Source organism: Pseudomonas sp. HN2 (assembly GCF_020736465.1).
Classification (GTDB): domain Bacteria; phylum Pseudomonadota; class Gammaproteobacteria; order Pseudomonadales; family Pseudomonadaceae; genus Aquipseudomonas; species Aquipseudomonas moraviensis_A.
The window spans coordinates 2,145,934-2,164,637 of sequence record NZ_CP085885.1; the positions used below are offsets into that span (position 1 = coordinate 2,145,934).

14 protein-coding genes are annotated in these 18,704 nt (G+C 61.5%); 12 read left to right on the plus strand and 2 right to left on the minus strand.

Annotation, left to right across the window (positions count from 1 at the left end; translation table 11 throughout):
- Positions 1-48: 48 nt before the first annotated feature.
- Both LIS66_RS09455 and LIS66_RS09460 read right to left on the minus strand, forming a co-directional pair.
- Positions 49-3,327, minus strand: a complete 3,279-nt coding sequence (locus LIS66_RS09455; protein ID WP_227974077.1) for a PAS domain S-box protein — start codon at positions 3,325-3,327, stop codon at positions 49-51.
- Positions 3,328-3,391: 64 nt separating this feature from the next.
- The gene (locus LIS66_RS09460) at positions 3,392-4,282 is read right to left on the minus strand and encodes a LysR family transcriptional regulator (RefSeq protein WP_116657800.1); all 891 of its coding nucleotides are present in this window, start codon (positions 4,280-4,282) and stop codon (positions 3,392-3,394) included.
- A 139-nt stretch (positions 4,283-4,421) separates the two neighbouring features.
- Here LIS66_RS09460 and leuC point away from each other — a divergent pair, with 139 nt between their 5' ends.
- The 12 genes from leuC to LIS66_RS09520 all read left to right on the plus strand — a co-directional run bounded on the left by leuC (position 4,422) and on the right by LIS66_RS09520 (position 18,691).
- Positions 4,422-5,852, plus strand: a complete 1,431-nt coding sequence (leuC, locus tag LIS66_RS09465) for a 3-isopropylmalate dehydratase large subunit (RefSeq protein ID WP_227974078.1) — start codon at positions 4,422-4,424, stop codon at positions 5,850-5,852.
- A 2-nt stretch (positions 5,853-5,854) separates the two neighbouring features.
- On the plus strand, positions 5,855-6,499 hold the full coding sequence (leuD, locus tag LIS66_RS09470; protein WP_227974079.1) for a 3-isopropylmalate dehydratase small subunit: 645 nt from the start codon (positions 5,855-5,857) through the stop codon (positions 6,497-6,499).
- 128 nt (positions 6,500-6,627) lie between these two features.
- Positions 6,628-7,395: a class I SAM-dependent methyltransferase gene (locus tag LIS66_RS09475; RefSeq protein WP_227974080.1), complete on the plus strand. Its 768-nt coding sequence runs from the start codon at positions 6,628-6,630 to the stop codon at positions 7,393-7,395.
- 55 nt (positions 7,396-7,450) lie between these two features.
- Positions 7,451-8,533, plus strand: a complete 1,083-nt coding sequence (gene leuB, locus LIS66_RS09480) for a 3-isopropylmalate dehydrogenase (protein WP_042609427.1) — start codon at positions 7,451-7,453, stop codon at positions 8,531-8,533.
- Between the two features lie 66 nt (positions 8,534-8,599).
- A complete protein-coding gene (asd, locus tag LIS66_RS09485) occupies positions 8,600-9,712 on the plus strand; it encodes an aspartate-semialdehyde dehydrogenase (RefSeq protein WP_064363920.1) in 1,113 nt (370 codons plus the stop codon).
- A gap of 235 nt (positions 9,713-9,947) precedes the next feature.
- Positions 9,948-10,958, plus strand: coding sequence for an aspartate-semialdehyde dehydrogenase (locus LIS66_RS09490; protein ID WP_042609429.1), 1,011 nt, complete (start codon positions 9,948-9,950; stop codon positions 10,956-10,958).
- A gap of 208 nt (positions 10,959-11,166) precedes the next feature.
- The gene (locus LIS66_RS09495) at positions 11,167-13,836 is read left to right on the plus strand and encodes a FimV/HubP family polar landmark protein (protein ID WP_227974081.1); all 2,670 of its coding nucleotides are present in this window, start codon (positions 11,167-11,169) and stop codon (positions 13,834-13,836) included.
- A gap of 266 nt (positions 13,837-14,102) precedes the next feature.
- Positions 14,103-14,927: a tRNA pseudouridine(38-40) synthase TruA gene (gene truA / locus LIS66_RS09500; RefSeq protein ID WP_042609431.1), complete on the plus strand. Its 825-nt coding sequence runs from the start codon at positions 14,103-14,105 to the stop codon at positions 14,925-14,927.
- 64 nt (positions 14,928-14,991) lie between these two features.
- Entirely contained in the window at positions 14,992-15,624 is a 633-nt protein-coding gene (locus LIS66_RS09505; protein ID WP_227974082.1) for a phosphoribosylanthranilate isomerase, read from the plus strand.
- A gap of 199 nt (positions 15,625-15,823) precedes the next feature.
- On the plus strand, positions 15,824-16,744 hold the full coding sequence (gene accD, locus LIS66_RS09510) for an acetyl-CoA carboxylase, carboxyltransferase subunit beta (RefSeq protein ID WP_016773939.1): 921 nt from the start codon (positions 15,824-15,826) through the stop codon (positions 16,742-16,744).
- Positions 16,741-18,048, plus strand: a complete 1,308-nt coding sequence (gene folC, locus LIS66_RS09515) for a bifunctional tetrahydrofolate synthase/dihydrofolate synthase (protein ID WP_227974083.1) — start codon at positions 16,741-16,743, stop codon at positions 18,046-18,048. The genes accD and folC overlap by 4 nt, the downstream gene beginning before the upstream one ends.
- On the plus strand, positions 18,032-18,691 hold the full coding sequence (locus LIS66_RS09520) for an SPOR domain-containing protein (RefSeq protein WP_064363925.1): 660 nt from the start codon (positions 18,032-18,034) through the stop codon (positions 18,689-18,691). The genes folC and LIS66_RS09520 overlap by 17 nt, the downstream gene beginning before the upstream one ends.
- Positions 18,692-18,704 lie beyond the last annotated feature (13 nt).

The window sequence follows — 18,704 nt, forward strand, 5'->3', positions numbered from 1 at the left end:
GTCGGGCAACAAAAAGGGCGCCAGTGATGGCGCCCTTTTTTGTGTCCGCTATTCGAGCAGTTTTTTCAGATCCTCCAACCCTACCGGCCGGCTGTGCAGATAGCCCTGATACAAATGGCAGTCCAGCCCCTGCAAAAACGCCAGTTGGGCCGACGTCTCCACGCCTTCGGCAATGACTTCCAGCTCGAGACTGCGGGCCATCGCGACAATTGCGCGAATGATCTCCGCGACATTGGAGTCGGTGGTCGCATCGCGGATGAACGACTGATCGATTTTCAGCGTGTCGACCGGCAGGCGTTTCAGGTACGTCAGCGATGAATAACCGGTGCCGAAATCGTCCATGGCGAAGCTCACGCCAAGTTTTTTCAAACGGCGCATTTTGCTGATGGTGTCGTCCAGATTCTGGATGACGATGCCTTCGGTGATTTCCAGTTTCAGCAGCGAACAGGGCAGGCCGTGGCTGGTCATGCTGTGTTCGATGCGTTCGACGAAATCGTTCTGGCGGAACTGCCGCGGACTGATGTTCACGCACAGGCTGAAGTTGAGCGGGTCGACGAGTTTCAGCGCGATCAGTTGTTTGAAGGCGTTGCAGGCTTCATCGAGAATCCAGGTGCCGACTTCAAGGATCAGGCCGCTGTCTTCCAGCACCTTGATGAACTCGGTGGGCGATTGCGCGCCGAGTTCGGGATGGTTCCAGCGCACCAAGGCTTCGGCGCCGATGATGCGGTTGTCGCGGGCATCGACCTGCGGCTGAAAATGCACATTGAACTCGCCGCGTGACAGCGCCAGACGCAGGTCGGTCTCCATGCGCAGGCGTTCGCTGGCCGCTTTCTGCATGGTGTTGTGGTACATCTGCGTGGTGTTGCGCCCGGAATCCTTGGCCCGGTACAGGGCGATGTCGGCGCGTTTGAGCAGGTCGGTCGGGGTCGAACCGTGATCGGGAATCAGTGCCACGCCGATACTCGGTGTCACTTGCAGGCGCTGGCCGTCGAGGAACATCGGCTCCGAGAGCAATTCGCGAATGGTGTCGGCCAGCGCGCGGACCTGCTCGCTGACTTCACTGCGCGAACCTTCGAGGCCGCTGAGCAACACCACGAACTCATCGCCTCCGAGGCGCGCCACGGTGTCTTCCATGCGCACGCTGGCTTCGAGCCGCGCGGTGATGATTTTCAGCACGGTGTCGCCGACCGGGTGGCCGAGGGAATCGTTGATGTGCTTGAAATGATCGAGATCGAGAAACAGCAAGGCGCCACGCAGATTGTGGCGCTTGAGCAGGGCGATCTGCTGACTCAGGCGATCCATCAGCAGCGCGCGGTTGGGCAGGTTGGTCAGCGGGTCGTGATAGGCCAAATGACGGATCTGCGCTTCGGCGTTCTTCAGCAGGCTGACGTCGCGCGCCGTAAGCAGCAGGCACGCGGTTTCGTTAAGGGTGATCGGTTCGACCGAAACCTCTACCGTGAGCAATTCGCCGCGCTTGTTGCGCCCGAGCATTTCCTGATGATGCACGCGGCCCTTGATCTGCAGTTCGGCGAGTAGCGTCGAGCGCTGTTTTTCTTCGGCCCAGATCCCTACTTGATAAACGGTTTTGCCCACCACTTCGTCGGCGCGGTAGCCGGTGAGGCGACAGAAGCCGTCGTTGACCTCCAGATAACGCCCGGTGTCGCGCTCGGTGATGGTGATGGCGTCGGGGCTGGAGTGAAATGCCTTGGCGAACTTTTCTTCACTGGCCTTCAGCGCCGCTTCCGAGCGCTGTTGTTGGGTGATGTCACGCAGGGTGGTGACGATGCACGGCTGATCGCCGACGCTGATCTGCCGGCTGGAAATCACGCAGGTCAGCGACTGGCCGTCCTTGTGCTGAACCAGAATCGCCACGTTGCTCAGGCCTTGTTCACGAATCACCCGTTCGATGCGTTGCAGGCTTTTGGCCGAGGCGTCCCACAGGCCGATTTCTTCGGCAGTGTGGCCGATGACGTCGGCGGCGCTCCAGCCAAAGGTCTGGCTGAAGCTGGAGTTGATCTCGATGAATTCCCCGGTTTCCTGGCGCGTGACGCAGATCGGATCAGGGCTGACCTGAAACAGTGTGGCGAATTTCTCTTCCGAAGCCACCAGGCGCTGTTCGCGCTCGACCTGATCGGTGATGTCCAGCAGCGTGCCGGCCATGCGCAGCGGCGCGCCATTGTCGTCGCGATACAGGCGCGCGCGGCTTTCCAGATAGCGCGAGCTGCCATCGGGCAATTGCACGCGATAGGTCAGTTGATAGTTGCCGGCCGGACCTTCGCGCAGGCTGCGGTAGGCGTCGCGCATGGTGTCGCGTTCCTCACCGGGTACCCCTTCGAAAAACTCCTCGAATGATTCATGGAATGGAATCGGCTCCAGCCCGTGCAATTGCGCGGCGCGCGCCGAGCCGTAGAGCATGCCGCTGGGGATGTGCCAGTCCCAGGTGCCGAGTTGCGCCGAGTCCAGCGCCAGGTCGAGGCGTTCCTGGCTGTCCTTCAAGGCCAGTTCGGCGGCTTTGCGTTCAGTGGTGTCGAGGAACGTGCTGAGCAGATAGGGCTGGCCTTCGAGCTCGACCTTCTGCGCGCTGAGGATGCCGTCATGCACCTGACCGTTGCTGGCGCGGAACTGCACTTCCATGCTGATCAGCTCGCCTTTGGCCTTGGTTTTTTTCACCAGTTCGGCGCGTTGTTCGGGATGCACCCACAAGCCCAGTTCCAGCGTGGTGCGGCCGATCGCGCTTTGCACCGGCCAGCCGAACAGGCTTTCGAAATACTGATTGGCTTCGCTGATCAGACCGTCCTCCTGACGGGTCAGCAGAACCATGTTAGGGCACAGGTGGAAAAGTGTAGCGAAACGTTTCTCCGAGCTGCTCAGGGCCTGCTCGCGCTGGCGTTGGTGGGTGATTTCGCGAATCACCCCGATCATTCGGGGCCGGCCGTTCTTGTCCGGCAACAGGCTGCCGCTGATTTCCAGCCAATGCAGGCTGCCGTCGGGCCAGCGAATGCGGTGATGCATCGCCTGTTCCAGCGGGGCGCCGGCGATCACCGCGTGGAAGGCGCGCACGGTTTTCGCGCGGTCTTCCGGCGGCAACAGGTCGAGGTATTCCAGATCGGCGGGTAATGGCTGCCGTGGATCAAACCCGAACAATGCCTGAGTGCCCCGCGACCAGCTGATCTGCCCGCGCTCGATGTCCCAATACCAGGCACCGAGCCGCGCGCCGTTGAGCGCGGCGAGCAATTGCGGCGCGCTTTCCCAGCTCTGCTCGGAATGGCGCGGATCAACAGCCTGGATTCGCGGCATCGGCGGAATTCGGTCAACAGATTTCGGCATTGTCAGCGGGCCTTGAGCTGAGTGGCGTTAGGCACAGGGGGCGGCTCTATAGGATTAGCACAAGTCAGGCCGGAGTCCCTGGCCGATCGATTTGTGCATCCAGCAGGGCCATGAAGGCTCTTGCTGCATTCGATAGCGTCCGTTCGGTGTGCAAGATATAGCCTAGCTGGCGAGTGAGCTGTATGCCCGGCAATGCGATGCTTGCCACTTGCTCATCGAGCATGGTGCGCGGCAGCACGCTCCAGGCCAGGCCAATGGAGACCATCATCTTGATGGTTTCCAGGTAGTTGGTGCTCATGGCGATGTTCGGCGTCAGGCCCTGGGCTTCGAACAAGCGCTGGACGATGTGATGGGTAAACGTGTTGCCACCGGGGAAAACCGCCGGATGGCCGGCAATGTCCGCCAGGCTGGCGGCGCCATTGTTGATCAGCGAGTGCTCCGGGGCCACGACGAAATCCAGCGGGTCGTCCCACACCGGCGTGGCTTTGACCAGGGTGTGCGGCTCCGGCGCCAGGGTGATGACCGCCAGTTCCGCGCGGCCGTGGAGAATTTCCTCGTAGGCCACTTCCGAATCGAGGAACTGAATATCCAGCGCAACCTGTGGGTAGCGGCGAGTGAACTCCCTTAAGAGAGGAGGCAAGCGGTGCAGGCCGATGTGGTGACTGGTGGCCAGGGTCAGGCGGCCGCTGACCTCGCCGGTCAGGTTGGTCAGGGCGCGGCGGGTGTCGTCGAGCACATTGAGAATCTGATAGGCCCTTGGCAGCAGGGCGCGACCCGCCTCGGTCAGACCGACTTCGCGACCCAGTCGATCAAACAGGCGTACCTTCAATTGCTGCTCAAGCCCGGCGATGCGCTTGCTGATCGCCGGTTGTGTCAGATGAAGGCGTTCGCCGGCGCCGGAGAAGCTGCCGGTCTCGGCGATGGCAATAAATGCATTGAGGTTAGCCAGGTCCATGTCGCATTCCAGTTGGTTATCCAAAGCATGAAAAATATGAATTTGAGTTATTTAATCTAACCCCATAGGATCGACCTCACAAGCCAAAGGGTCATTGATAAGCCCAAGGCATAGAAACAAGCTGATGAGGAACCGTCTGATGGCCGGCAAAACGCTCTACGACAAGCTCTGGGATTCGCATTTGGTCAAGCAGCGCGACGATGGCTCGGCGCTGATCTATATCGATCGTCACATCATTCACGAAGTGACTTCGCCGCAAGCCTTCGAAGGCCTGCGTCTGGCCGGGCGCAAGCCTTGGCGCATCGATGCCAACATCGCCACCCCGGACCACAACGTACCGACCACCCCGGAGCGCAAGGGCGGCATCGAAGCCATTGCCGACCAAGTCTCGCGTTTGCAGGTACAGACCCTCGACGACAACTGCGATGAATACCGCATTGTCGAGTTCAAGATGAACGACGTTCGCCAAGGCATCGTCCACGTCATCAGCCCGGAGCAGGGCGCGACCTTGCCAGGCATGACCGTAGTCTGCGGCGACTCGCACACCTCGACCCATGGCGCATTCGGTGCATTGGCCCACGGCATCGGCACTTCCGAGGTCGAGCACGTGCTCGCCACGCAATGCCTGGTGGCGAAGAAAATGAAAAACATGCTGGTGCGCGTCGAAGGCCAACTGCCGTTCGGCGTGACCGCCAAGGACATCGTCCTCGCCGTGATCGGCAAGATCGGCACTGCCGGCGGTAACGGCCATGCCATCGAGTTTGCCGGCAGCGCGATCCGTGATCTGTCCGTCGAAGGCCGCATGACCATCTGCAACATGTCCATCGAAGCCGGCGCCCGTGTCGGCCTGGTGGCGGCGGATCAGAAGACCATCGATTACGTCAAAGGTCGTCCATTCGCGCCGAAGGGCGAGCAGTGGGACATGGCCGTCGAAGCCTGGAAAGATCTGGTCTCCGACGCCGATGCCAAGTTCGACACCGTGGTCGAGTTGGACGCCGCGCAGATCAAGCCGCAAGTCAGCTGGGGCACTTCCCCGGAAATGGTTTTGGCTGTTGATCAGAACGTGCCGGACCCGGCGAAGGAAATGGATCTGGTCAAGCGCGACTCAATCGTCCGCGCCCTGAAATACATGGGTTTGACCGCCAATCAGGCGATCACCGACATTCAGCTTGATCGCGTGTTCATCGGTTCCTGCACCAACTCGCGCATCGAAGACTTGCGCGCGGCTGCGGTCATCGCCAAGGGTCGCAAGGTCGCCTCGACCATCAAACAGGCGATCGTCGTGCCGGGCTCGGGTCTGGTCAAGGCGCAGGCGGAAGCCGAAGGACTCGACAAGATTTTCCTCGAAGCCGGTTTCGAGTGGCGTGAGCCGGGTTGCTCGATGTGCCTGGCGATGAACCCGGACCGTTTGGAATCCGGCGAGCATTGCGCATCGACTTCCAACCGTAACTTCGAAGGCCGTCAGGGCGCCGGTGGCCGTACCCACCTCGTCAGCCCGGCCATGGCGGCGGCAGCAGCGGTGAACGGCCGTTTCATCGACGTTCGTGAATTGATCCAAGGAGCACAGTAAAGATGAAGGCATTTACCCAGCACACTGGTCTTGTCGCGCCTCTGGATCGTGCCAACGTCGACACCGATCAGATCATTCCCAAGCAGTTCTTGAAGTCGATCAAGCGCACCGGTTTCGGTCCGAACCTGTTCGACGAGTGGCGTTATCTGGATGTTGGCCAGCCATATCAGGACAACTCCAAGCGCCCGTTGAACAAGGATTTCGTCCTCAACGCCGAGCGTTTTCAGGGGGCCAGCGTGTTGCTCGCCCGCGAGAACTTCGGCTGCGGTTCGAGCCGTGAACACGCGCCCTGGGCGCTGGAAGAGTATGGTTTTCGCAGCATCATCGCGCCCAGTTATGCCGACATCTTCTTCAACAACAGTTTCAAGAACGGTCTGCTGCCGATCATCCTCAGCGATGCAGAAGTTGATGAACTGTTTAAGCAGGTTGAAGCCGAGCCGGGTTATCAATTGCAGATCGATCTGCAAGCGCAGACCGTGACCCGCCCGGATGGCAAAATCTACAGCTTCGAGATCGACGCGTTTCGCAAGCATTGCCTGCTCAATGGTCTGGACGATATCGGCCTGACCCTGCAGGACGGCGATGCGATTGCGACGTTCGAGGCGAAGCATCGGGTTAGCCAGCCGTGGTTGTTTCGCGACGCCTGATTTGCGTATGGCGAATGGCGCTATCGCGAGCAGGCTCACTCCTACATTTGAAATGCGTTCCCCTGTAGGAGTGAGCCTGCTCGCGATGGGGCCCTCCAAAGCAACACAAAATTGAACAGGATGTCCCCATGACCAGCACCACCCAGCACTCCCAGGTCGTCCAGACACAATTCGGCGAACAGGCCGCCGCTTACCTGAGCAGCGCCGTTCACGCCCAAGGCAGTGAATTCGCACTGCTGCAGGCCGAGCTGGCCGGGCAGGGCGCGGCGCGGGTGCTGGATCTGGGTTGTGGCGCCGGGCATGTCAGTTTTCATGTCGCACCGCTGGTCAGGGAGGTTGTGGCTTACGACCTGTCGCAGCAAATGCTTGATGTGGTTGCCGGCGCTGCCGTCGATCGCGGCTTGAGCAATATCGTCACGGTCAATGGCGCTGCCGAGCGCCTGCCATTCGCCGAGGGCGAGTTCGATTTTGTGTTCAGCCGCTATTCGGCGCATCACTGGAGCGACCTCGGTCTGGCCCTGCGCGAGGTGCGCCGGGTGCTCAAGCCGGGCGGGGTGGCGGCGTTCGTCGATGTGTTGTCACCGGGCAGTCCCTTGTTCGACACTTACCTGCAAAGCGTTGAAGTACTGCGCGATACCAGTCACGTCCGCGACTACTCCGCCGCCGAGTGGCTGCGCCAGGTCAGCGAGGCCGGTCTGCATGTGCGCAGCACCACCCGGCAGCGCCTGCGTCTGGAGTACAGCAGCTGGGTCGAGCGCATGCGCACGCCTGAAGTGCTGCGCGCGGCGATTCGCCAGTTGCAGCAGTCGATGGGCAGCGAAGTGCGTGAATATTTTGAAATTGATGCCGACGGCTCGTTCAGTACCGATGTGATCGTACTGATGGCTGAGCGATAAGCATTTTTCCGGGCGCGCCGTTCAGTGGCGCACCGCTTGAAGACACGAGGAAAGCATGAGCAAGCAGATTCTGATTCTCCCGGGTGACGGTATTGGTCCGGAAATCATGGCCGAAGCGGTCAAGGTGCTGGAACTGGCCAATGACAAGTACAGCCTGGGCTTCGAGCTGAGCCACGACGTCATCGGTGGCGCGGCCATCGACAAGCACGGCGTGCCGCTGGCCGATGAAACCCTCGATCGCGCCCGTGCTGCCGATGCCGTGCTGCTGGGCGCGGTCGGTGGCCCGAAATGGGACACCATCGAGCGTGACATCCGCCCTGAGCGTGGTCTGCTGAAAATCCGTGCGCAACTGGGTCTGTTCGGCAACCTGCGCCCGGCAATCCTGTATCCGCAACTGGCCGACGCGTCGAGCCTGAAGCCGGAAATCGTCGCCGGCCTGGACATTCTCATCGTCCGTGAGCTGACTGGCGGCATCTACTTCGGCGCGCCGCGTGGCACCCGTACGCTGGACAACGGCGAGCGTCAGTCCTACGACACGCTGCCGTACAGCGAAAGCGAAATCCGCCGCATCGCCCGTGTCGGTTTCGACATGGCCATGGTCCGTGGCAAGAAGCTCTGCTCGGTGGACAAGGCCAACGTCCTGGCGTCCAGCCAGTTGTGGCGTGAAGTGGTAGAGCAGGTTGCAAAGGATTACCCGGAAGTCGAACTGAGCCACATGTACGTCGACAACGCCGCCATGCAACTGGTGCGTGCGCCGAAGCAGTTCGACGTGATCGTCACCGACAACCTGTTCGGCGACATCCTCTCCGACGAAGCGTCGATGCTCACCGGCTCGATCGGCATGCTGCCGTCGGCCTCGCTGGACTCCAACAACAAGGGCATGTACGAGCCGTGCCACGGTTCGGCCCCGGACATTGCCGGTAAAGGCATTGCCAACCCGCTGGCGACGATCCTGTCGGTGTCGATGATGCTGCGTTACAGCTTCAATCTGCACGATGCTGCCGATGCCATCGAAAAAGCCGTCAGCGTCGTGCTCGATCAGGGCTTGCGCACCGGCGACATTCATTCCGCCGGTTGTACCAAAGTCGGTACGCAGGAAATGGGCGACGCAGTAGTCGCCGCGCTGCGGAATCTGTAATCTCTCGGGCCCGCTGCGAAATTCAATACAAAGCAGCGGCCCACTTTTCAAGAAGGTGTAGTTGCGATGAAACGTGTAGGTCTGATCGGTTGGCGCGGGATGGTCGGTTCCGTGCTCATGCAGCGGATGCTGGAAGAGCAGGATTTCGATCTAATCGAGCCGGTGTTTTTCACCACGTCCAATGTCGGTGGCCAGGGCCCGTCCGTGGGCAAGGACATTGCTCCGCTCAAGGACGCTTACAGCATTGACGAGCTGAAGACCCTCGACGTGATCCTGACCTGCCAGGGCGGCGACTACACCAGCGAAGTATTCCCCAAGCTGCGCGAAGCCGGCTGGCAGGGTTACTGGATCGATGCGGCGTCGAGCCTGCGCATGAACGATGACGCGGTGATCATTCTTGACCCGGTCAACCGCAAGGTCATCGACCAGCAGCTGGACGCGGGTACCAAGAACTACATCGGCGGCAACTGCACCGTCAGCCTGATGCTGATGGGCCTGGGCGGTCTGTTCGAGGCCGGTCTGGTCGAGTGGATGAGCGCCATGACCTATCAGGCGGCCTCCGGTGCCGGCGCGCAGAACATGCGTGAACTGATCAAGCAGATGGGTGCGACCCATGCCGCTGTTGCCGATCAACTGGCCGACCCGGCCAGCGCGATCCTCGACATCGACCGCCGCGTGGCCGAAGCCATGCGCAGTGATGCGTACCCGACCGAAAACTTCGGCGTACCGCTGGCCGGCAGCCTGATCCCGTGGATCGACAAGGAACTGCCGAACGGCCAGAGCCGCGAAGAATGGAAGGCCCAGGCCGAGACCAACAAGATCCTCGGTCGCTTCAAGAGCCCGATTCCGGTCGACGGCATCTGCGTGCGCATCGGTGCCATGCGTTGCCATAGCCAGGCGTTGACCATCAAGCTGAACAAAGACGTGCCGATCGCCGATATCGAAGGGCTGATCAGCCAGCACAACCCTTGGGTCAAACTGGTGCCGAACCAGCGCGAAATCAGCATGCAGGAGCTGAGCCCGACCAAGGTCACCGGCACCCTGAACGTCCCGGTCGGCCGTCTGCGCAAGCTGAACATGGGTTCGCAATTCGTTGGTGCCTTCACCGTCGGCGACCAGCTGCTGTGGGGCGCGGCTGAACCGCTGCGCCGCATGCTGCGGATTCTGCTGGAGCGTTGATCGCTTGAGGCGATGAAAGAGCCCGCGCCTTGCAAGAGGTGCGGGTTTTTTTATGCCTGAAGATGCGGTGCCTTGCCTGGCATCTTCGCGAGCAGGCTCGCTCCCACCTTTGAAATGCATTCTCCCTGTGGGAGCGAACCTGCTCGCGAAGAGGGCGGTACAGGCACCCCCGAATTGCCTGCATGGCAGTCAGCCGGTAAAGTGCCGCTCCCCCCGTTTTGCCAGAGGTAGCTCCATGACCCAGACTTTCGATATCGCCGTTGTCGGCGCCACCGGTACTGTCGGCGAAACCCTCGTACAGATTCTCGAAGAGCGCGACTTTCCGGTCGGCAACCTGCACCTGTTGGCCAGCAGTGAATCGGCTGGCAGTTCGGTGCTGTTCCGCAACAAGAACGTGCGCGTGCGTGAGGTCGACGAGTTCGATTTCAGCAAGGTCAGACTGGTGTTCTTCGCCGCCGGCGCTGCGGTGTCCCTGAGCTACGCGGCGCGCGCCCATGCCGCCGGTTGCTCGTTGATCGACCTGTCCGGCGCCTTGCCGGCGGATCAGGCGCCGCAGGTGGTGCCGGAGGCCAATGCCGAAGTCCTCGCCAGTCTGAAAAGCCCGTTCCAGGTCAGCAGCCCAAGTCCGTCGGCCACGACCCTTGCGGTGGTGTTGGCGCCGCTGCTCGATCTGATCGACCTGCAGTACGTCAACGTCACCGCCAATCTGGCGGTTTCTGCGCAAGGTCGTGAGGCGGTCACCGAACTCGCGCGGCAGACCGCCGAACTGCTGAACATGCGTCCGCTGGAGCCGACGTTCTTTGATCGGCAGATGGCGTTCAACCTGCTGGCCCAGGTCGGCACGCCGGATGCGCAGGGCCATACGCTGCTGGAAAAACGCCTGGTACGTGAGCTGCGGCAGGTACTGGCGAAACCTTTATTGAAGATTTCTGCCACTTGCGTTCAAGCCCCGGTGTTTTTTGGCGATAGCTTTAGCGTGACCTTGCAGTCAGGTAGTGCTGTTGACCTGGAAAAGGTCAACGCAGCGCTCGAAGCTGCGCCGGGCATCGAGCTGGTTGATGCCGGCGATTATCCGACCGCTGTCGGCGACGCAGTGGGGCAGGACGTGGTCTATGTCGGGCGCGTGCGCAGCGGCGTCGACGACCCGGCGGAACTAAATCTTTGGCTGACGTCAGATAACGTACGCAAAGGCGCGGCGCTCAATGCCGTGCAACTGGCTGAGTTGTTGATAAAAGACCTGCTGTAAAAGATACTTGGCAACAATTTGTCGACTGATTCTAGGTGCGCGCTATGCTTGCCCGAAGCGATCGATGACGAGTCACTCTCCGGGACTTTCCGGGGCAGCACAGAAATGATCGCGCGCGGCGACTTCCGTCGTCGCGCGCAATGCCTTACGGCAGCGGTATTCAAAAGCTTCTCGCTGGCCGAGGAACGTTCAAACAAAGGATGAGGCTATGGTTCAAGTTCGCAAACTGGTGTTAGCAATAGCGGCCGCCTCGGCGCTGTCCTCCGGTATGGCGCATGCCCTCGGGCTCGGGGAGCTGACCCTGAAGTCGACCCTGAACCAGCCGTTGGTGGCTGAAATCGAGCTGCTCGACGTCAAGGATCTCACCGCCGCCGAGGTGGTGCCGAGCCTGGCTTCACCCGAAGATTTCGCCAAGGCCGGCGTCGACCGCCAGGCGTTTCTCAATGATCTGACCTTCACCCCGGTGCTCAACGCCAACGGCAAAAGCGTGTTGCGCGTCACCTCGAGCCAACCGTTGTCGGAACCGATGGTGAAGTTCCTCGTGCAAGTGATGTGGCCCAATGGCCGCTTGCTGCGTGATTACAGCGTGCTGCTGGATCCGTCGAAGTTCTCGCCGCAGACCGCTGACGCTGCCGCGCAACCAGCGCCGTCGCAAACCATCACTGCGCCAACCACTGGCGCCACCCATCGCAATCAATACACCACCACACCGCGCGACACCCTGTGGGAAATCGCCGCGAAGGCGCGCAATGGCGGCTCGGTGCAGCAGACCATGCTGGCGATTCAGGCACTCAATCCGAATGCCTTTATCGACGGCAACATCAACCGTCTGAAAACCGGTCAGGTGCTGCGTCTGCCGGACTCGGTACAAAGCACGGCGCTGCCACAGTCAGCAGCCATCGCTGAAGTGGCGGCGCAGAACGAAGCCTGGCGTCAGGGCCGTCGTTACGTGGCCAAGCCAGGCACCGGTCAGCAGCAACTCGACGCGACCAATCGCGGCCGTGGCAACACGGGGGCTGCGCCCAACACCCAGGACAACCTGAGCCTGGTCTCGGCGGAAAACGCCAAGCCCGGGGCGAAAGGCCCGGCAGGTGATGCCAAGGCGCTGAGCAACAAGCTGGCGATCACTCAGGAAAACCTCGACACGACCCGTCGTGACAACGAGGAACTGAAAAGCCGCATGGCTGATCTGCAAAGTCAGCTGGACAAGCTGCAGAAGCTGATTGAGCTGAAGAACAATCAATTGGCGAAGATGCAGGCCGATGGTGCCGGTGTCGCGCCGGGCGCTGCGCCTGGCGCCAACGGTGCTGTGCCGCCGGTGCCGGCGATTACCGCCGAACTGGCCGCGACTCCGCCGGCGACTCCGGCGGACGCCGCAGCGGCTTCGCCCACCCCGGAGTCGGCCATTGCGCCGCCGGCGGAAACGCCAGTGGAGCCGGTTGTAGAACCGGTGGTCGAAACCACACCGGCTGCTGCTGACGATGACAAGGCCTTCAACGACCTGCTGACCAATCCGATCCTGCTCGGCCTGATCGGTGGCGGTGCGGTGGTTCTGCTGCTTCTGTTGTTGCTGCTGGCGCGTCGTCGCAAAGCCCAGCAGGAAGCTGAAAAGCATCTGCGCATGGCCCGCGCCCTGGCTGAAGAACAAGAGTTTTCCGCCGAGCATGATTTGCCGGAAAGCAGCTTCTCTGGCCTGGAAACTCCCGCGGCGAGCGTCAAGCTCAACACGCCTGCTCCGGCACCTGCGCCAACGCCCGCACCGGTTGTCACTCCGGTGGTGATGGCTGCGCCGATCGCCGCGCCGCTGGTGGCCCCGGCCGGCGAGCGCTCGGATGACGTGCTCGACAAGGCGCAATCGCACATCAATGCCGGTCGCCTGAACCAGGCCGCCGCGCTGCTGGAAGAGGGCGTCAGCCTCGAGCCGGAACGCAGTGATCTGCGCCTGAAACTGATGGAAGTCTACGGCCAGCAGGGCGACCGCGATGCGTTCGTCGCGCAAGAGCGTCAACTGGTGGCCAATGGCGATAACTTCGCCAAGGTCGAAGCACTGAAAAGCCGCTTCCCGGCCATGGCCGTGGTCGCTGCCGGTGGGCTGGCGGCGGCGGCCGTTGCTGCCGAACTGGACGCGCAATACGTCAAGGATCTGTTGCAGGACGAGCCGCAAGCGCCTGAGCCTGCGACTGATGATCTGGACACGGCGTTCGATTTGAGCCTGGATGATCTCGACAACATCACTCCGGTCGACCCTGCACCAGCGGTTGAGCCAGAAGCGCCGGTCGAGCTGGATGAATTCCCGGCTGAAGACGATTTGAGCTTCGCCTCGGTGCTGCAAGAGCAGACCGAGATGAAAGACAATCTCGACGATCTGTCGGACTTCGATCTGGACATGGACCTTGGCGCCGAACCATCGCCGGCCACTTTGGCTGAAGATGACTTCTTGCTGGATCTGGACGAAGGCGTGAAAGATCTGCCTGCGGTCGAGACGCCGGCAGTGGCTGAGGTGCCGCAGGATGATCTGGAGTTGCCAGCCGATTTCGACCTGTCACTGGCCGACGAAATGGACACCAATCCAGCCGCCGAGCCGGATGCGTTCGCGGCTGAACTGGACGACGTCAATGCCGAGCTCGATCGCCTGTCGCAAAGCATGGCCGAACCGACCTTTACCGAAGCGGACGCAGCGCTGGGTGATGACCTGGGCGAAGATGATTTCGACTTCCTCGCCGGTACCGACGAAGCGGCGACCAAACTCGATCTGGCCCAGGCTTACATCGACATGGGCGACGCCGACGGTGCGCGTGACATCCTCAACGAAGTGTTGACCGAGGGTGACGAGAAGCAGCGGGGCGAGGCCAAGGAAATGCTTTCCAACCTGGTCTGAGTTCAGCAACAAACAAAAACGGCAGCCCGGTGAGGCTGCCGTTTTTGTTTGTGCCCGTTTCTGCGGTGTTCAGAAAATCGCTATCGCGAGCAGGCTCACTCCTACAGTTGAAATGCGTACCCCTTGTAGGAGTGAGCCTGCTCGCGATTGGGGCCGAACTGGCGACAGAGAACTCTGGCATCCCCGGCCCGCCGCCTTATAATGCCCGCCTTTGCAAATCAGCAGGCTGTCCCACCTTGGCAAACATAGATAACCCGGTCGCCGAAATGGCGCCCGACGGCTTTTACCGCGTCGCGCTGGGCGTTGAGTACAAAGGCTCGCGCTACAGCGGCTGGCAGCGGCAGTTGACCGGCGTGGCGACGGTGCAGGAAGAGCTTGAAAAAGCCTTGTCGAAAGTCGCCGATTCGCCGGTGTCACTGCAATGCGCCGGGCGTACCGACGCTGGCGTGCATGCCTGCGGCCAGGTAGTGCACTTCGACACTCAGGTTGATCGCTCGCTGAAAGCCTGGGTCATGGGTGCCAACATCAATCTGCCCCACGATATCAGCGTCAGTTGGGCGAGGGTCATGCCCGCGCATTTTCACGCCCGCTTCAAAGCCATCGCCCGGCGTTATCGCTATGTGATCTACAACGATCAGATTCGCCCGGCGCACCTCAACGAAGAAATCACCTGGAACCACCGTCCGCTCGACGTAGAACGCATGGCCGAGGCCGCGCAGTACCTGATTGGTACCCACGACTTCAGCGCGTTCCGGGCTGGTCAGTGCCAGGCCAAGTCGCCGATCAAGAAGATGCATCACCTGCGCGTAACCCGTCACGGCAAGATGATCGTGCTCGATATTCGTGCCAACGCGTTCCTGCACCACATGGTGCGCAATATTGCCGGTGTGCTGATGACCATCGGTGCCGGTGAGCGCCCCGTGGAGTGGATGAAGGAAGTGCTGGAAAGTCGCGAGCGTCGCTCGGGCGGGGTCACGGCGCATCCCTACGGGTTGTATCTGGTGCAGGTCGAGTATCACGACGAATTTCCGTTGCCCGAGCGCTTTATCGGGCCACATTTCCTTACGGGTTTCTCCGAACTTGACGGCTGACGCCCTCGAACGCTTTTGTTACCATCCGGGACGTTTTCGGATTTTGCCTTGAGGTTTTCCTGACATGTCAGCCGTTCGCAGCAAGATCTGCGGCATTACCCGCATCGAAGATGCGCTGGCCGCCGTCGAAGCCGGTGCCGACGCGATCGGCCTGGTGTTTTACGCCAAGAGCCCGCGGGCGGTGAACGTGCAGCAGGCGCGGGCGATCATCCAGGCACTGCCGCCATTCGTTACCACCGTGGGGCTGTTCGTCAATGCCAGCCGTTGCGAGCTCGGAGAAATCCTCGATGCGGTGCCGCTGGATCTGCTGCAGTTCCATGGCGACGAAAGCGCGCAGGAGTGCGAAGGCTGGCATCGTCCGTACATCAAAGCGCTGCGGGTCAAGGCGGGTGATGACATTGCTGCTGCCTGCGATGCCTTTCCCGGCGCCAGTGGCGTGCTGCTCGACACCTATGTCGAAGGGGTGCCCGGTGGAACCGGCGAGGCGTTTGACTGGTCACTGATTCCGCAACGCCTGAGCAAACCGCTGATTCTGGCCGGAGGCCTGACGCCGGAGAACGTGGCGGACGCGATAGCGCGGGTCAAACCTTATGCGGTGGATGTCAGCGGCGGGGTAGAGGCGAGCAAAGGCATCAAGGATCACCACAAGATTCGCGCATTCATCAACGCGGTGCGCGGCAATACATCGTCGATGTGACGGCTGGCAGTCTGCCGCCGTCCATCAATGCACTTGCACAAAGCAGGCGCGGCTGAGGGTTGCTGAATCGTATGCGAGTCATGTTTCGCGCTGACCGCGACCGTTCCCCAATCATCGCCACACACATGAATTTAGCTCAAGGGCATACGCGGGGCTGCGAACCAGAGCGTTCGGGCCGCCGGTACTGGAGAAAGAAAGCATGAGCAACTGGTTAGTAGACAAACTGATCCCTTCGATCATGCGCTCGGAGGTCAAGAAGAGCTCGGTGCCTGAAGGTCTGTGGCACAAATGCCCGTCCTGCGAGGCGGTGTTGTACCGTCCAGAGCTGGAAAAGACCCTGGACGTTTGCCCCAAGTGCAACCATCACATGCGCATCGGCGCACGTGCGCGTATCGACATTTTTCTCGATCCGGAAGGCCGCAACGAACTGGGCGCGGACCTGGAGCCGGTTGACCGCCTGAAATTCCGCGACGGCAAGAAGTACAAGGATCGTCTGGTTGCCGCGCAGAAGCAGACCGGCGAAAAAGACGCGCTGATCTCGGTCAGCGGTACCTTGCTGGGCATGCCGGTGGTGGTTTCGGCATTCGAATTCAACTTCATGGGCGGTTCCATGGGCGCCATCGTCGGTGAGCGCTTCGTTCGCGCTGCCAACTACGCACTGGAAAACCGCTGCCCGATGATCTGCTTCGCCGCTTCCGGTGGCGCGCGCATGCAGGAAGCGCTGATCTCGCTGATGCAGATGGCCAAGACTTCGGCCGTGCTGGCGCGTCTGCGTGAAGAAGGCATTCCGTTTATCTCCGTACTGACCGACCCGGTCTACGGTGGTGTTTCTGCCAGTCTGGCGATGCTCGGCGATGTCATCGTTGGCGAGCCGAAGGCCCTGATCGGCTTCGCCGGCCCGCGTGTGATCGAGCAGACCGTGCGCGAGAAACTGCCGGAAGGCTTCCAGCGCAGCGAATTCCTGCTGGAGCACGGCGCGATCGACATGATCATTCACCGTCAGGAGCTGCGCCCGCGTCTGGGTAACCTGCTGGCGCAGATGACCGGCAAGCCGACGCCGAAGTTCGTTGCCGCGCCGATCGAGCCGATCGTGGTGCCGCCGGTGCCTGCCAACGTATGACCCAGCGCACCCTTGGTGAATGGCTCGCCTACCTCGAGCAGTTGCATCCGTCGGCCATCGACATGGGCCTGGAGCGTTCGCAACAGGTCGCGTCCCGCATGGGGCTGGGCCAGCCCGCACCTCGGGTGATTACGGTCACCGGCACCAACGGCAAAGGTTCGACCTGTGCGTTCGTGGCTTCGTTGCTGCGCGCGCAGGGCCTGAGCGTTGGGGTCTACAATTCTCCGCACCTGCTGCGTTACAACGAGCGGGTGCAGCTCAACGGCGTCGAAGCCACTGACGCCCAGCTGTGCGAAGCCTTTGCTGCGGTCGAGGCTGGCCGCGGCGACACTTCTCTGACTTACTTCGAAATGGGTACCCTGGCGGCGTTCTGGCTGTTCCAGCAGTCCGCGCTTGACGCTGTGGTGCTTGAGGTGGGGCTGGGCGGACGTCTGGATACCGTCAATGTGGTCGATGCCGATATCGCACTGGTCACCAGCATTGGCGTCGATCACGCCGATTATCTGGGCGATACCCGCGAATCCGTGGCTTTCGAGAAGGCCGGCATCTTCCGGCAAGGGAAACCGGCCCTGTGTGGCGATCTGAATCCCCCGCAACCACTGCTGGATAAAGCCCGCGAGCTGGCTTGCCCGTTTTTCCTGCGTGGACGCGATTTCGATCTCGGCATCACCGAGCAGCATTGGCAGTGGCGCGGTACCGATGCACAGGGCCAAGCGGTCGAACTGCGCGACTTACCACTGCTCGATCTGCCGATGGAAAACGCCGCGCTGGCGCTGCAAGCCTATCTGCTGACGGGGTTGCCATGGAATGCCGAACAGATTGTCGCTGCATTGCAGGCGACGCGCGTGGTCGGACGCCTTGATCGTCGTTCATTCGAGTGGAATGGCAAGCGTCTGAATCTGTTGCTGGACGTCGGTCACAACCCGCATGCCGCCGAATACCTTGCGCGGCGTCTGGCCGCACGGCCGCCGGTTGGCAAGCGCCTGGCGGTGTTCGGCCTGCTGGGTGACAAGGATCTCGATGGTGTTGTTGGCGAATTGAATGCTAGTGTCGCGCATTGGGCTGTCGCGCCGCTGGATTCGCCACGCGCGCGCCCGGTCGCAGAGTTGCAGGCAGCGCTGCAGAACCTTGGCGCTGCGGTCGCGTCCTACGACAGCGTCGCCGCTGCTCTGGAAGGCCAGTGCGCGGTAGCGACCAGTGATGACGAGATTCTGTTGTTCGGATCATTTTATTGTGTCGCCGAGGCCCTTGAATGGCTGGCCCGGCGCTCCACGGAGGAAGCGGCAAATGGCTTTGCTGGATAAAGCGTACAAGCAGCGCATGGTTGGCGCGCTGGTGCTGGTGGCGCTGGCGGTGATCTTCCTGCCGATGCTGTTTTCCCGCCAGGACGAGCAGCGTCAGGTGACGGTCGAGGCCCCGGCGGCGCCGCAAGCTCCGACGATGCCGCAAGTGCAAATGGATCCGGTCGCCGTGCCTGAACCGCAAGCCCTGCCGCAAGAGCCGGTGCCGACGGACGAAGAAGTCGCTGAAGAAGCCGCCCCGGCTGCTCCGGCAGCCCCGGCTGCGCCAGCACCGACCATCCCTGCGCAGATTGCCCGCCCGGCAACGCCGCCACCGGTGGCCAAGCCGATCCCGGCGCCGGCCCAGCCGATCACCTCGGCAACGAGCAAGCCCGATACCACGCAGAGCCGCGTCGATGCCAACGGTCTGTCGGTGAGCTGGTCGGTGCAGCTGGCCAGTCTGTCGAGCCGCGCCAGCGCCGAAAGCCTGCAGAAAAACCTGCGCAGCCAGGGCTACAACGCCTATATCCGTTCGGCTGATGGCAAGAACCGGGTGTTCGTCGGTCCGCTGATCGAGCGTGCCGAAGCCGATCGCTTGCGCGATCTGCTGAGTCGCCAGCAGAACCTCAAAGGCTTCGTTGTCCGTTTTCAGCCTGAACGTGGCTGAAATCTATCACCTC

Coding starts and splice junctions, on each gene's coding strand:
- truA (WP_042609431.1), top strand. CDS start 14,103: ATGGCGCCCGACGGCTTTTACCGCGTCGCGCTGGGCGTTGAGTACAAA.
- LIS66_RS09495 (WP_227974081.1), top strand. CDS start 11,167: ATGGTTCAAGTTCGCAAACTGGTGTTAGCAATAGCGGCCGCCTCGGCG.
- LIS66_RS09455 (WP_227974077.1), bottom strand. CDS start 3,327: ATGCCGAAATCTGTTGACCGAATTCCGCCGATGCCGCGAATCCAGGCT.
- folC (WP_227974083.1), top strand. CDS start 16,741: ATGACCCAGCGCACCCTTGGTGAATGGCTCGCCTACCTCGAGCAGTTG.
- LIS66_RS09520 (WP_064363925.1), top strand. CDS start 18,032: ATGGCTTTGCTGGATAAAGCGTACAAGCAGCGCATGGTTGGCGCGCTG.
- LIS66_RS09475 (WP_227974080.1), top strand. CDS start 6,628: ATGACCAGCACCACCCAGCACTCCCAGGTCGTCCAGACACAATTCGGC.
- LIS66_RS09490 (WP_042609429.1), top strand. CDS start 9,948: ATGACCCAGACTTTCGATATCGCCGTTGTCGGCGCCACCGGTACTGTC.
- leuB (WP_042609427.1), top strand. CDS start 7,451: ATGAGCAAGCAGATTCTGATTCTCCCGGGTGACGGTATTGGTCCGGAA.
- LIS66_RS09505 (WP_227974082.1), top strand. CDS start 14,992: ATGTCAGCCGTTCGCAGCAAGATCTGCGGCATTACCCGCATCGAAGAT.
- LIS66_RS09460 (WP_116657800.1), bottom strand. CDS start 4,282: ATGGACCTGGCTAACCTCAATGCATTTATTGCCATCGCCGAGACCGGC.
- asd (WP_064363920.1), top strand. CDS start 8,600: ATGAAACGTGTAGGTCTGATCGGTTGGCGCGGGATGGTCGGTTCCGTG.
- leuD (WP_227974079.1), top strand. CDS start 5,855: ATGAAGGCATTTACCCAGCACACTGGTCTTGTCGCGCCTCTGGATCGT.
- leuC (WP_227974078.1), top strand. CDS start 4,422: ATGGCCGGCAAAACGCTCTACGACAAGCTCTGGGATTCGCATTTGGTC.
- accD (WP_016773939.1), top strand. CDS start 15,824: ATGAGCAACTGGTTAGTAGACAAACTGATCCCTTCGATCATGCGCTCG.